Below are 13,876 nucleotides of genomic sequence, written 5' to 3'. Positions count from 1 at the left end.
TATTTTTTGATATAATAGTAGAGAAAAAGGTGAACAAATGAAAAAAATATTAATTGTAGATGATGAAAAACCAATCTCGGATATTATCAAGTTTAATATGACCAAGGAAGGTTACGAAGTTGTAACTGCTTTTAATGGTCGTGAAGCGCTAGAACAATTTGAAGCAGAGCAACCAGATATTATTATTCTGGATTTGATGCTTCCAGAAATTGATGGTTTAGAAGTTGCTAAGACAATTCGTAAGACTAGTAGTGTGCCTATTATCATGCTTTCTGCTAAAGATAGCGAATTTGATAAGGTTATCGGTTTAGAGCTTGGAGCAGATGACTATGTGACAAAACCCTTCTCAAATCGTGAGTTGCAGGCGCGTGTCAAAGCTCTTCTCCGTCGCACGGACTTGGCTTCTGTAGATAATCAAGAATCAGATGAAAAGAAAACCCAGCCCTTGCAAATTGGGGACTTGGAGATTGTGCCAGATGCCTATGTGGCTAAGAAATACGGTGAAGAACTAGACTTAACCCACCGCGAATTTGAACTCTTGTACCACTTGGCCTCTCATATCGGTCAAGTGATTACGCGTGAACACTTGCTTGAAACGGTCTGGGGTTATGATTATTTCGGAGATGTTCGGACTGTTGACGTAACTATCAGACGTTTGCGTGAGAAGATTGAAGACACACCAAGTCGTCCTGAGTATATTCTAACACGTCGCGGTGTTGGTTATTATATGAGAAATAATGATTAAACTAATTAAAGATACAGTTTTAACCAGTGATTTTATCTTTATCCTCATTTTACTTGGCTTTATTTTAGTGGTGACCTTGCTCTTACTAGAAAATCGTCGAGATAATATTCGGTTGAAGCAAATTAACCAAAAAGTTAAAGACCTGATTGCAGGAGATTATTCTCAGGTATTGGATATGCAGGGAAGCTCTGAAATCACTAATATTACCAATAATCTCAATGATTTATCAGAAGTAATCCGCTTGACTCAAGAAAATCTGGAACAAGAGAGTAAACGATTGCACAGTATCCTCTCTTACATGACAGACGGAGTCCTTGCGACCAATCGTCGTGGCAAGATTACTATGATTAATGACATGGCTAAGAAACAGCTAGGCGTTCAGAAGGAAGAGATTCTTAATAAAAGTATTCTAGAATTGCTTAAGATTGAAGATGAGTATGAACTTCGTGATTTGATTACCCAAGTTCCTGAGCTTATGATTGATTCTCAGGATGCCAATGGTGAATATCTGAGCCTTCGTGTACGCTTCGCCTTGGTCCGTCGTGAGTCTGGTTTTATCTCAGGTTTAGTTGCTGTTTTACACGATACGACAGAGCAGGAGAAGGAGGAGCGCGAACGGAGACTCTTTGTTTCGAACGTTAGTCATGAACTACGTACTCCTCTAACTAGTGTGAAATCCTATCTTGAAGCCTTGGATGAGGGGGCCTTGTCAGAACCTGTCGCACCAGACTTTATCAAGGTGTCTCTAGATGAAACCAACCGTATGATGAGGATGGTGACGGATCTCCTCCATCTTTCACGGATTGATAATGCAACCAGTCACCTAGATGTGGAATTGATCAATTTCACTGCCTTTATTACCTTTATCCTCAACCGTTTTGATCAGATAAGAGGGCAGGATGAAGAGAAGAAATATGAACTGGTGAGAGATTATCCAATTACCTCAGTCTGGATTGAAATTGATACAGACAAGATGACACAGGTGATTGATAATATTCTCAACAATGCCATTAAATATTCTCCAGATGGTGGGAAAATCACAGTGACCATGAAGACAACTGATGATCAGATGATTTTATCCATTTCAGACCAAGGATTGGGTATTCCTAAACAAGATTTGCCACTTATCTTTGACCGTTTTTATCGTGTGGATCGTGCTAGAAGTCGTGCCCAAGGTGGTACTGGTTTAGGACTAGCTATCGCTAAAGAGATTATCAAACAACATAAGGGCTTTATTTGGGCCAAGAGTGAATATGGTAAGGGATCAACCTTTACCATTGTGCTCCCTTATGATAAGGATGCAGTGAAAGAAGAAGTCTGGGAGGACGAAATAGAAGAATAGAATGAGTGAAATAGGCTTTAAATACAGTATTTTAGCGTCGGGTTCCAGTGGAAATTCCTTTTATCTGGAAACCCCAAAAAAGAAGCTTTTAGTAGATGCAGGCTTGTCTGGTAAGAAAATCACCAGCTTACTTGCTGAAATTAATCGTAAGCCAGAAGATTTGGATGCCATCTTGATTACACATGAGCATTCAGACCATATCCACGGAGTGGGAGTTTTGGCTCGCAAGTATGGTATGGATTTGTATGCCAATGAAAAGACCTGGCAGGCTATGGAAAATAGTAAGTATCTTGGCAAGGTGGATTCTTCGCAAAAGCATATCTTTGAGATGGGTAAAACCAAAACCTTTGGAGATATAGACATCGAGAGTTTTGGTGTTAGCCATGATGCAGTCGCACCGCAGTTCTATCGCTTTATGAAGGATGATAAGAGTTTTGTCCTTTTGACAGATACAGGCTATGTTAGTGACCGTATGGCAGGGATTGTCGAAAATGCAGATGGTTATCTTATCGAGTCCAATCATGATGTAGAGATTTTGCGAGCTGGCTCTTACGCTTGGCGACTCAAACAACGAATCCTATCGGATCTGGGTCACCTTTCTAACGAGGACGGTGCTGAAGCTATGATTCGGACCCTAGGAAATCGCACTAAGAAAATCTATCTTGGTCACTTGTCTAAGGAAAACAATATCAAGGAGCTGGCTCACATGACCATGGTCAACCAGCTAGCCCAAGCTGATTTAGGTGTAGGAGTAGACTTTAAGGTTTATGATACCTCACCAGATACCGCAACACCATTGACAGATATATAAAAAGAAGGCGAGTGCCTTCTTTTTAATATATTTTACAATCCTGCAAATTCTTTGATTTCTTGTGCTGACATTGAAGAGTCGCAACGGACATTGATTTGTCCATCTGAAATGTGAACAAAACCTGGTACAGTTGGGATACCATAGCGTGAGCGGAATGCTTGTAACTCATTGAGTTGGCTTGGTTCTTCACTATTGATGAAGTAGATGTGAGCTTTAGTTTCAGCTACGACACCTGCCAAGGTACCAGCAAATTTACGGCAGTAAGGGCAAGTTTTGCGACCGATAAAGAAGGTTGCAGTTTCTTTTTTATCAAGAGCTTCTTGCGCACGCGCAACTGTAGTGACTTCAAGGTCTTTGATGTTATCTAAAAATTGTTCCATGAGATTACCTCGCTTTCATTGATATGTCTAGTATGCCATAAAGTTTCTAAAATTGCTTAGATTTGATACGAAAAAAGATGAAATTGGTTGGTCTCATCTTTTATAGGGCTTTATTTTACAAAAGCATTGATTTCTGCTTCGATATTAGCAATCTTAGCTTGTGATTCTTCGTTAGTTTCACCTACAACTGCAATGTAGAACTTGATTTTTGGTTCTGTACCTGAAGGGCGAACAGCAATCCATGATCCATCAGCAAGTGTGTATTTCAACACATCACTTGGAGGAGTTGTCAAGTTTGTAACAGTACCGTCAGCAGCAGTAGCAGTTTGAGCTTTAAAGTCTTCTACGACAGTGATAGCTGTTGCGTTCCATTCTTTTGGAGCATTATTGCGGAATTTAGCCATAATCGCTTTGATTTGTTCTGCACCATCGACGCCAGAAAGGGTAACAGAGATAGTCTTTTCTGCGTAGTAGCCATATTCTTTATAGATTTCTTCGATACCGTCAGCAAGGGTCAAACCACGTGAACGGTAGTAGGCAGCAAGTTCAGCAACGACTAGAACGGCTTGGATAGCATCTTTATCACGTACGAATGGTTTAATCAAGTAACCGAAGCTTTCTTCAAATCCCATCATGTATGTGTGATTGTGTTTTTCTTCGAACTCTTGGATTTTTTCAGCGATAAATTTGAAACCTGTCAAAACATTGAACATAGTTGCGCCGTAGCTTTCAGCAATCTTCGTTACCAAGTCAGTTGATACGATAGATTTGCAAAGGGCTGCATTTTCAGGAAGAGTTCCAGCATTTTTATGGGCTTCCAAGATGTATTTAGCCATGATAGCACCGATTTGGTTACCTGATAGGTTAAGGTAGCTACCATCTTTTTGAAGAACTTCAACACCAACACGGTCAGCGTCAGGGTCAGTTGCCACAAGAACATCTGCACCAACTTGACGACCAAGTTCTTCAGCAAGAGCAAAGGCTGCTTGGCTTTCTGGGTTTGGAGATTTTACAGTTGAGAAGTCTGGGTCGGCAGTTGCTTGCGCTTCAACGACTTGAACAGAATCAAATCCTGCTTGGGCAAGGGCACGACGAGCTAACATTTCACCAGTACCATGAAGTGGTGTATAGACAATCTTCATGTCTTTACCAAATTCTTCAATCAAGGATGGGTTGATGTTAACGTCCTTGACTTCTTTGAGGTATTCCACATCGACAGCTTCGCCGATAACTTCAATCAAGCCAGAAGCTTTTTCAGCTTCCACATCAGCAACTTCAACTGCAAATGGATTTTCGATTGCACGGATATAAGTAGTCAAAGCGTCCGCGTCGTGTGGAGGCATTTGTCCACCGTCTTCACCGTAAACCTTGTAACCGTTAAATGGAGCAGGATTGTGGCTGGCTGTGACCATGATACCTGCGAAACAGTTGAGATGACGAACTGCAAATGATAGTTCTGGAGTTGGACGGAGGCTTTCAAATACGTAAGATTTGATGCCGTGTTTAGCAAGAACTGCCGCAGACTCAAAGGCAAACTCAGGTGAGAAGTGACGGCTATCGTAGGCAATTGCCACACCACGTTCTTTTTCATTTCCACCTTTTGACTCGATCAAACGAGCCAATCCTTCAGTAGCTTGGCGAACAACGTAGATGTTGATACGGTTTGTCCCAGCACCAATCAAGCCACGCATACCTGCAGTACCAAATTCAAGGTTTGTATAGAAGGCATCTTCCTTCGTTTTTTCATCCATATTTTCCAAATCTTGACGAAGGTAGTCAGGAAGCTCCGCAAAATCAACCCATTTCTGGTAATTTTCTTGGTAAGACATTAACATTCTCCTTTTTGTAAATTGTTTTAACCGTTCACATTATAGCACTTTTTAGCATTTTAGTAAAACGGCAGCATAAATTTCATAAAAGTGGTGTTATATGCTGGTTTATCAAGTCTTGAATGCCTTAGGGAAACATGCTATACTGTTTGTATGATTATTTTACAAGCTAATAAAATTGAACGTTCTTTTGCAGGAGAGGTTCTTTTTGATAATATCAACCTGCAGGTTGATGAACGAGATCGGATTGCCCTTGTTGGGAAAAATGGTGCAGGTAAGTCTACTCTTTTGAAGATTTTGGTTGGAGAAGAGGAGCCAACTAGTGGAGAAATCAATAAGAAAAAAGATATTTCTCTGTCTTACCTAGCCCAAGATAGCCGTTTTGAGTCTGAAAATACCATCTACGACGAGATGCTTCATGTCTTTGATGACTTGCGTCGAACGGAGAAACAACTTCGTCAGATGGAGTTGGAGATGGGTGAAAAGTCTGGTGAGGATTTGGATAAGCTGATGTCAGATTACGACCGCTTATCTGAGAATTTTCGTCAGGCAGGTGGCTTTACCTATGAAGCTGATATTCGAGCGATTTTGAATGGATTCAAGTTTGACGAATCTATGTGGCAGATGAAAATTGCAGATCTTTCTGGTGGTCAAAATACTCGCTTGGCTCTAGCCAAAATGCTCCTTGAAAAACCTAATCTCTTGGTCTTGGACGAGCCAACCAACCACTTGGATATTGAAACTATTGCTTGGCTAGAGCATTACTTGATAAATTATAGCGGTGCTCTCATTATTGTCAGCCACGACCGTTATTTCTTAGACAAGGTTGCGACAATTACGCTAGATTTGACCAAGCATTCCTTGGATCGTTATGTGGGCAATTACTCTCGTTTTGTCGAGTTGAAGGAGCAAAAACTAGCAACTGAGGCAAAAAACTATGAAAAGCAACAGAAGGAAATTGCTGCTCTGGAAGACTTTGTCAATCGCAATCTAGTCCGAGCTTCAACGACCAAACGTGCCCAATCTCGTCGTAAACAACTAGAAAAAATGAACCGCTTAGACAAGCCTGAAGCTGGTAAGAAATCAGCCAATATGACCTTCCAGTCTGAGAAAACCTCGGGTAATGTTGTTCTGACTGTTGAAAATGCGGCTATTGGCTATGATGGGGAAGTATTGTCAGAGCCTATTAACCTAGACCTTCGTAAGATGAATGCTATTGCCATCGTTGGTCCCAATGGTATTGGCAAGTCAACCTTTATCAAATCAATCGTGGATCAGATTCCTTTTATCAAGGGTGAAAAGCGCTTTGGGGCTAATGTTGAGGTTGGTTACTATGACCAAAGCCAAAGCAAGCTGACACCAAGTAATACTGTATTGGATGAACTCTGGAATGATTTTAAACTGACACCAGAAGTTGAAATCCGCAACCGTCTAGGTGCCTTCCTTTTCTCAGGAGATGATGTTAAAAAATCAGTCGGTATGCTGTCAGGTGGCGAAAAAGCTCGTTTGCTTTTAGCTAAATTGTCTATGGAAAACAATAACTTCTTGATTCTGGATGAGCCAACCAACCACTTGGATATTGATAGCAAGGAAGTGCTAGAAAATGCCTTGATTGACTTTGATGGAACCTTGCTTTTTGTCAGCCACGACCGTTACTTTATCAATCGTGTGGCAACTCATGTATTGGAATTGTCTGAGAATGGCTCGACTCTTTACTTGGGTGATTACGACTACTATGTCGAGAAGAAAGCAGAAGTAGAAATGAGTCAGACTGAGGAAGCTTCAACTAGCAATCAAGCAAAGGAAGCAAGTCCAGTCAATGACTATCAGGCTCAGAAAGAAAGTCAAAAAGAAGTTCGCAAACTCATGCGACAAATCGAAACTCTAGAAGCTGAAATTGAAGAACTAGAAAGTCAAAGCCAAGCCATTTCTGAACAAATGTTGGAAACCAACGAAGCAGGTAAACTCATGGAATTACAGGCTGAGCTGGACAAAATCAGCCATCGTCAGGAAGAAGCTATGCTTGAATGGGAAGAATTATCAGAGCAGGTGTAAAGATGGAACATCTTGGAAAAGTATTTCGTGAATTTCGAACAAGTGGAAATTATTCTTTAAAGGAAGCGGCAGGGGAGTCCTGTTCAACTTCCCAGTTATCTCGCTTTGAGCTTGGGGAGTCTGACCTAGCAGTCTCACGTTTCTTTGAGATTTTGGATAACATTCATGTTACAATCGAAAATTTCATGGACAAGGCAAGGAATTTTCATAATCATGAACATGTTGCCATGATGGGACAAATTGTGCCTCTTTACTATTCAAATGATATTGCAGGTTTTCAAAAGCTTCAAAGGGAACAACTTGAAAAAGCTAAGAGTTCGACGACTCCCCTTTATTTTGAGCTGAATTGGATTTTGTTACAAGGTCTGATTTGTCAAAGAGATTCGAGTTATGAGATGAAACAGGATGATTTGGATAAGGTAGCAGATTATCTCTTCAAAACAGAAGAATGGACCATGTATGAGTTGATTCTTTTCGGGAACCTCTATAGTTTCTACGATGTGGACTATGTCACTCGGATTGGTAGAGAAGTTATGGAGAGGGAGGAATTTTACCAAGAGATTGGTCGCCATAAGAGATTGGTGTTGATTTTGGCCCTCAATTGTTATCAACATTGTTTAGAGCATCTTTCTTTTGATAATGCTAGTTATTTCGAGGCTTATATAGAGAAGATTATTGGTAAAGGGATCAAACTGTATGAGCGTAATATTTTCCATTATCTAAAAGGATTTTCCTTGTACCAAAAAGGACAGTGTAAAGAAGGGTGTAAGCAGATGCAAGAAGCCATGCATATTTTTGACCTACTAGGTCTTCCAGAGCAAGTAGCCTACTATCAGGAACACTACGAGAAATTTGTCAAAGATTAGTTTTCCCAAATAAGGGAAAAAATAAAAAGCTCCTTTCAGTTTTGATACAATAGTTTCAAAATTTGAGAGGAGTTTTTATATGAATCGCTATGCAGTACAGTTGATTAGCCGCGGAGCTGTTAACAAGATAGGGAATATGCTCTATGATTATGGAAATAGTGTCTGGTTGGCGTCCATGGGTACTATCGGGCAGACTGTTTTAGGAATGTATCAGATTTCTGAACTCGTCACATCTATTCTCGTCAATCCTTTTGGTGGAGTTATTTCAGACCGTTTTTCTCGTCGTAGGATTTTAATGGCGACAGACCTTGTTTGTGGGATTCTTTGTCTGGCTATTTCTTTCATAAGGAATGACAGCTGGATGATTGGGGCTTTGATTTTTGCCAATATTGTTCAGGCGGTTGCATTTGCATTTTCTCGTACAGCCAATAAAGCCATTATAACTGAGGTTGTTGAGAAAGACGAGATTGTGACCTACAATGCTCGCTTAGAGTTAGCCTTGCAGGTTGTAGCTGTAAGTTCTCCTGTACTTTCCTTCCTTGTTTTACAATTTGCCAGTCTCCATACGACGCTTGTTTTAGATGCCATTAGTTTTTTCATCGCATTTACCTTGGTAGCTTTTCTCCCTAAAAAAGAGACTCAGGAACAAGAGAAAAAGACTTTCAGCTGGAAAGCCATTTTTGCTGATATGAAAGATGGACTTGCCTATATTTGGAGCCAGAAAGAAATCTTTTTCCTTTTGTTAGTAGCTTCCAGTGTTAATTTCTTTTTTGCTGCTTTTGAATTTCTCCTCCCCTTTTCAAATAGGCTTTACGGAGTAGAAGGAGCCTATGCAAGTATTTTAACTATGGGGGCTATTGGTTCCATCATTGGGGCTCTTCTAGCTAGTAAAATTAAAGCTAATGTTTATAATCTTTTGATTTTACTGGCTTTGACAGGTGTCGGAGTTCTTATGATGGGATTACCACTTCCAAATTTGCTTTCCTTTTCTGGAAATTTAGTTTGTGAATTGTTTATGACAATTTTTAATATTCACTTTTTTACTCAGGTGCAAACCAAGGTTGAGGGGGAATATTTGGGGAGAGTATTAAGCACAATTTTTACCTTAGCCATTCTATTTATGCCTATTGCCAAAGGTTTTATGACAGTGCTACCAAGTGTACATCTCTTTTCTTTCTTGATAATTGGAAGCGGGGTTATCATCCTGTCTTGTCTATCCCTCGTGTATGTGCGAACTCATTTTGAAAAAGAGACATAAGTTTGCTTGTACTTCAAAAATAATTCCAATCTGAGTGTTTTTTCCGCCCTTCTCGTTTGTGAGGAGGGCTTACTTTGTGGTAAAATGGTTTTATGAATAAAAGAATGAATGAGTTAGTCGCCTTGCTCAATCGCTATGCGACTGAGTACTATACCAGCGATAATCCGTCGGTTTCTGACAGTGAGTATGATCGCCTTTACCGAGAGTTGGTTGAGTTAGAAACTGCCTATCCAGATCAAGTGTCAGCAGACAGTCCAACCCATCGTGTTGGTGGTAAGGTTTTAGATGGTTTTGAAAAATACAGTCATCAGTATCCTCTTTATAGTTTGCAGGATGCTTTTTCACGTGAGGAGCTTGAAGCTTTTGACGCGCGTGTTCGTAAGGAAGTAGCCCATCCAACCTATATTTGTGAGCTGAAAATCGATGGCTTGTCTATCTCGCTGACTTATGAAAAGGGGATTTTAGTTGTTGGTGCAACACGTGGAGACGGTTCTGTTGGGGAAAATATCACAGAAAACCTCAAGCGTGTTAAGGACATTCCTTTGACCTTGCCAGAAGAACTAGATATCACAGTTCGTGGGGAGTGTTACATGCCACGCGCTTCTTTTGATCAGGTCAACCAAGCTCGCCAAGAAAATGGAGAGCCTGAATTTGCCAATCCTCGTAATGCGGCAGCAGGAACCCTGCGTCAGCTGGATACAGCAGTAGTAGCCAAGCGCAATCTTGCAACCTTTCTCTATCAAGAAGCCAGCCCTTCAACTCGAGATAGTCAAGAAAAGGTTTTGAAGCACCTAGAACAACTAGGTTTTGTAGTCAATCCTAAGCGAATCTTGGCTGAAAACATAGATGAAATCTGGGATTTTATCCAAGAAGTAGGAGAGGAACGGGACAATCTGCCTTATGATATCGATGGGGTGGTGATCAAGGTCAACGACCTAGCAGGTCAAGAAGAACTTGGCTTTACCGTTAAGGCTCCAAAGTGGGCAGTGGCCTACAAGTTCCCAGCTGAAGAAAAAGAAGCTCAACTCTTATCAGTTGACTGGACAGTTGGCCGTACGGGTGTTGTAACCCCAACTGCCAATCTAACACCAGTACAACTAGCTGGTACAACTGTTAGCCGTGCGACTCTGCACAATGTGGATTATATTGCTGAAAAAGATATCCGCAAAGACGACACGGTTATCGTCTATAAGGCTGGTGATATCATCCCTGCTGTTTTACGTGTCGTAGAGTCCAAACGGGTTTCTGAAGAAAAACTAGATATCCCTATAAACTGCCCAAGTTGTGACTCTGACTTGTTGCACTTTGAAGATGAAGTGGCCCTTCGTTGTATCAATCCGCGTTGCCCTGCTCAAATCATGGAAGGTTTGATCCACTTTGCCTCTCGAGATGCCATGAATATTACAGGCCTTGGTCCATCAGTAGTTGAGAAACTCTTTGCTGCCAATTTAGTCAAGGATGTGGCGGATATTTACCGCTTGAAAGAAGACGATTTCCTCCTTTTAGAGGGTGTTAAGGAAAAGTCTGCTGCTAAACTGTATCAAGCCATTCAAGCATCTAAGGAAAATTCTGCCGAGAAGCTCTTATTTGGTTTGGGAATTCGCCATGTAGGAAGCAAGGCCAGTCAGCTCTTACTCCAACATTTTCATTCAATCGAAAATCTGGCTCAGGCAGATCCAGAGGAAGTGGCTAGTATTGAAAGTCTGGGTGGCGTGATTGCCAAGAGTCTTCAGACTTACTTTGCGACAGAAGGCTCTGAAATTCTCCTCAGAGAATTGAAAGAAGCTGGAGTCAATCTGGATTATAAAGGTCAGACAGTAGTAGCGGATGCAGCCTTGTCAGGCTTGACCGTTGTATTGACAGGAAAATTGGAACGGCTCAAGCGCTCAGAAGCTAAAAGTAAACTCGAAAGTCTTGGTGCCAAGGTAACAGGCAGTGTTTCTAAAAAGACCGACCTCGTTGTGGCAGGTGTAGATGCTGGAAGTAAACTTCAAAAGGCACAAGAACTTGGTATCGAAGTTCGAGATGAAGCTTGGCTAGAAAGTCTGTAATGAACGTTTAAAAACAGAGTTTAGACAGTATAACTAGTTTGTTAATCGGGACAAAATCGGTCAAGAATTTATTAGTAAAATAGAAACAAATCAAGAAGTAAAGAGGAAAAATAAAAAATGTTTAACTACCCTATGCGCATTCATTACCATCGTAAGAATGGAGAATACGATACTTGCTCTTTTGTAAAAAGTCAGGATCAACGAATTGATTTGCTGACCTACAAAGAAGATTATTTTGGCGCCTTATTTAGTTTTGAACACCCAAGTGCTCATGCTCTAGAAAGCTTGAATTTTGTGGTTCATACAGGCCAAACTAGTAAAGAGTATGCTATCCGTTTTAATCACTATCCTCTTTTAACAGAAGTCTGGATTTTGGAAGGGGATGATAGGATTTATTATTCTGAAAATCCTGCTATTGCCAGTCCTTTCTATAAGAATCAAAATCCTTTTGCCTTTGACAAGGCTATCAATAGTGCTAGTTTCGACCACCACTGGGGGTACCAAGGTGAATTGGGTTGCCGTGTAGAGGATAATCAGGCTCATTTTGCCCTTTGGGCTCCTACAGCTACAGAAGTGCAGGTTGTTGTTTATGAATCAGCTACTAATGATGCTCCTGTTTGGAAAACATTTGATATGGAAAGAGGCAATAGCTACTCCTATAATCATAAGGACAATACAATCGGTGTCTGGAGTTTGGATGTTGAGGAAGATTTGACTGGTAAGGCTTATCAGTATCAAGTTCAATTCCCTCACCACCAAACACTGACACGAGACCCATACACAATTGCGACCAGTCCCGATGGCAAACGATCAGCTATCCTGAGCCATGAAGAAAAGCAAGTTGCAAACTTCGAGGTCAAGCACGGTTCAGAGGCTACTTGGCGCTTGACAAATCCATGTAAGGCAGTTATTTGTGAAATGCACATTCGTGATTTGACCAAATCATCGACCTCAGGTGTGGATGAACATCTTCGAGGAACTTTCTTGGGTGCTGCTCAGACTGGAACGGTTAACCAGTACGGTCAGTCAACTGCTTTTGATTACATCAAGAAGATAGGCTACAATTATGTTCAATTGCAACCAATTGCAGACCGTCATAAAGAATATGATGCGGATGGGAATGTAACCTACAACTGGGGTTATGATCCACAAAACTATAATGCACCAGAAACCAGCCTTTCAACCAATCCAGAGGATCCAGCTCAGGTCATTCGTGATTTGAAGACCATGGTTCAAGCTTATCATGATGCGGGTATTGGTGTCATTATGGATGTGGTCTATAACCATACATTCTCAGTTGTTGATGCACCTTTCCAAACAACTGTCCCTGATTACTATTATCGTATGAATCCAGACGGTACTTTCCAGAATGGAACAGGTGTTGGAAATGAAACAGCCAGCGAACACGAAATGTTCCGCAAGTACATGATTGATTCTCTCCTATACTGGGTGCAGGAATACAATATTGACGGCTTCCGTTTTGACTTGATGGGGATTCATGATGTCAAGACCATGCAGATGATTCGTCAGAGCTTGGATGAAATTGACCCTAACATTATCCTTTATGGAGAAGGTTGGGATATGGGAACAGGCCTTGCGCCTTATGATAAGGCCAAGAAGGACAATGCCTACCAGATGCCAAATATTGGTTTCTTTAATGATAATCAGCGCGATGCTGTCAAAGGTGGAGAAGTATATGGTGAAATTAAATCAGGTTTTGTCAGTGGTGCTGCGACAGAGCCAATTCTAGCCAAAGCAATCCTAGGCAGTCGTGAATTAGGTACCTATACACATCCAAACCAAGTGCTCAACTACGTGGAGGCCCATGACAATTACAATCTTCACGATTTGTTGGCAACCCTTCATCCAGATCAAAGTTCAGAGCAAATCATGCGTAAAGTCAAAACTGCCACAGCCATGAATCTACTCATGCAAGGGATGGCCTTTATGGAAATCGGTCAAGAATTTGGTCGTACCAAACTGGTTGCGACTGGTGAGAATGGTGAGTTGACACATGATGATAGAGAACGTGCTATGAATAGCTATAATGCTCCTGACAGTGTGAACCAAGTGAACTGGGATTTGCTTAATGAGCGTCAAGACAGTATTGACTTTATTCGTCAGATGATTCGATTGAAGACAGAAACCAGTGCCTTTTCTTACCCTACTTATGAAGAAATTTACCATCATGTCTTTGTTCATTCAGCAAATGAGCATAGTGGTTGGATTGTTTATGAAATTCACGGGGAAGAACACTTATTAGTTGTCTTTAATGCTAAAGGGCAAGACTTCCAGTTTGAAAATGCTGGAAATCTAGAACTGTTGGTGACCAATAGCCATTTAGCTGATAAAGACATGGTTGGTGGCGTCAGTGCCAGCGTCTTTAAAGTTTTGTAGAATAGAATTACAATTTAAATTCATTTGCAGTACTTTATCTGTTAAAAACAATAAATCAGGAAATTCATTTCCTGGTTTATTTTTTTACTTAAAATTATTTTTTTGTTAGTAAAATAACGAACTTTATGATAGTATTGTAAAA

General features: G+C 40.8%; 10 protein-coding genes. 8 read left to right on the top strand and 2 right to left on the bottom strand.

What is annotated here, in order from left to right; translation table 11 throughout:
* The first annotated feature begins 37 nt into the window (after positions 1-37).
* The 3 genes from yycF to EII37_RS04205 are packed head-to-tail and all read left to right on the top strand — an operon-like array spanning position 38 to position 2,898.
* Positions 38-745, top strand: coding sequence for a response regulator YycF (yycF, locus tag EII37_RS04215; RefSeq protein WP_033681745.1), 708 nt, complete (start codon positions 38-40; stop codon positions 743-745).
* Positions 738-2,087, top strand: coding sequence for a cell wall metabolism sensor histidine kinase VicK (gene vicK / locus EII37_RS04210; protein WP_124787686.1), 1,350 nt, complete (start codon positions 738-740; stop codon positions 2,085-2,087). The genes yycF and vicK overlap by 8 nt, the downstream gene beginning before the upstream one ends.
* A 1-nt stretch (position 2,088) precedes the next feature.
* Entirely contained in the window at positions 2,089-2,898 is an 810-nt protein-coding gene (locus tag EII37_RS04205) for an MBL fold metallo-hydrolase (RefSeq protein WP_054384038.1), read from the top strand.
* Between the two features lie 32 nt (positions 2,899-2,930).
* Here the strand turns inward: EII37_RS04205 and EII37_RS04200 are convergent, their stop codons facing one another.
* Entirely contained in the window at positions 2,931-3,278 is a 348-nt protein-coding gene (locus EII37_RS04200) for a thioredoxin (protein ID WP_070479057.1), read from the bottom strand.
* Positions 3,279-3,388: 110 nt separating this feature from the next.
* Positions 3,389-5,107 (bottom strand): phospho-sugar mutase, encoded by a 1,719-nt coding sequence (locus tag EII37_RS04195; RefSeq protein ID WP_124787685.1) that lies wholly within the window; start codon positions 5,105-5,107, stop codon positions 3,389-3,391.
* A 153-nt stretch (positions 5,108-5,260) separates the two neighbouring features.
* Here EII37_RS04195 and EII37_RS04190 point away from each other — a divergent pair, with 153 nt between their 5' ends.
* From EII37_RS04190 to pulA, 5 genes are all read left to right on the top strand, one after another.
* Positions 5,261-7,162 (top strand): ABC-F family ATP-binding cassette domain-containing protein, encoded by a 1,902-nt coding sequence (locus EII37_RS04190; RefSeq protein WP_124787684.1) that lies wholly within the window; start codon positions 5,261-5,263, stop codon positions 7,160-7,162.
* A gap of 2 nt (positions 7,163-7,164) precedes the next feature.
* Positions 7,165-8,028 carry an XRE/MutR family transcriptional regulator gene (locus tag EII37_RS04185; protein ID WP_124787726.1) on the top strand — a complete coding sequence of 288 codons (864 nt, stop codon included), beginning with the start codon at positions 7,165-7,167 and terminating at the stop codon, positions 8,026-8,028.
* A gap of 79 nt (positions 8,029-8,107) precedes the next feature.
* Complete coding sequence (locus tag EII37_RS04180; RefSeq protein WP_124787683.1) at positions 8,108-9,286, top strand: MFS transporter; 1,179 nt, start codon at positions 8,108-8,110, stop codon at positions 9,284-9,286.
* A gap of 92 nt (positions 9,287-9,378) precedes the next feature.
* Complete coding sequence (gene ligA / locus EII37_RS04175; RefSeq protein ID WP_124787682.1) at positions 9,379-11,337, top strand: NAD-dependent DNA ligase LigA; 1,959 nt, start codon at positions 9,379-9,381, stop codon at positions 11,335-11,337.
* A 117-nt stretch (positions 11,338-11,454) separates the two neighbouring features.
* Positions 11,455-13,734 (top strand): type I pullulanase, encoded by a 2,280-nt coding sequence (pulA, locus tag EII37_RS04170; protein ID WP_124787681.1) that lies wholly within the window; start codon positions 11,455-11,457, stop codon positions 13,732-13,734.
* Positions 13,735-13,876 lie beyond the last annotated feature (142 nt).

Source organism: Streptococcus sp. OH4692_COT-348, assembly GCF_003859975.1.
GTDB lineage: Bacteria > Bacillota > Bacilli > Lactobacillales > Streptococcaceae > Streptococcus.
Note: the sequence above shows the minus strand (reverse complement) of the source record. Positions and strands in the feature narration are given on the sequence as shown.

Excerpts from the sequence above, each read along its gene's own strand:
- pulA (WP_124787681.1), top strand. The coding sequence starts at position 11,455 with ATGTTTAACTACCCTATGCGCATTCATTACCATCGTAAGAATGGAGAA.
- EII37_RS04200 (WP_070479057.1), bottom strand. The coding sequence starts at position 3,278 with ATGGAACAATTTTTAGATAACATCAAAGACCTTGAAGTCACTACAGTT.
- ligA (WP_124787682.1), top strand. The coding sequence starts at position 9,379 with ATGAATAAAAGAATGAATGAGTTAGTCGCCTTGCTCAATCGCTATGCG.
- vicK (WP_124787686.1), top strand. The coding sequence starts at position 738 with ATGATTAAACTAATTAAAGATACAGTTTTAACCAGTGATTTTATCTTT.
- EII37_RS04205 (WP_054384038.1), top strand. The coding sequence starts at position 2,089 with ATGAGTGAAATAGGCTTTAAATACAGTATTTTAGCGTCGGGTTCCAGT.
- EII37_RS04190 (WP_124787684.1), top strand. The coding sequence starts at position 5,261 with ATGATTATTTTACAAGCTAATAAAATTGAACGTTCTTTTGCAGGAGAG.
- yycF (WP_033681745.1), top strand. The coding sequence starts at position 38 with ATGAAAAAAATATTAATTGTAGATGATGAAAAACCAATCTCGGATATT.
- EII37_RS04185 (WP_124787726.1), top strand. The coding sequence starts at position 7,165 with ATGGAACATCTTGGAAAAGTATTTCGTGAATTTCGAACAAGTGGAAAT.
- EII37_RS04195 (WP_124787685.1), bottom strand. The coding sequence starts at position 5,107 with ATGTCTTACCAAGAAAATTACCAGAAATGGGTTGATTTTGCGGAGCTT.
- EII37_RS04180 (WP_124787683.1), top strand. The coding sequence starts at position 8,108 with ATGAATCGCTATGCAGTACAGTTGATTAGCCGCGGAGCTGTTAACAAG.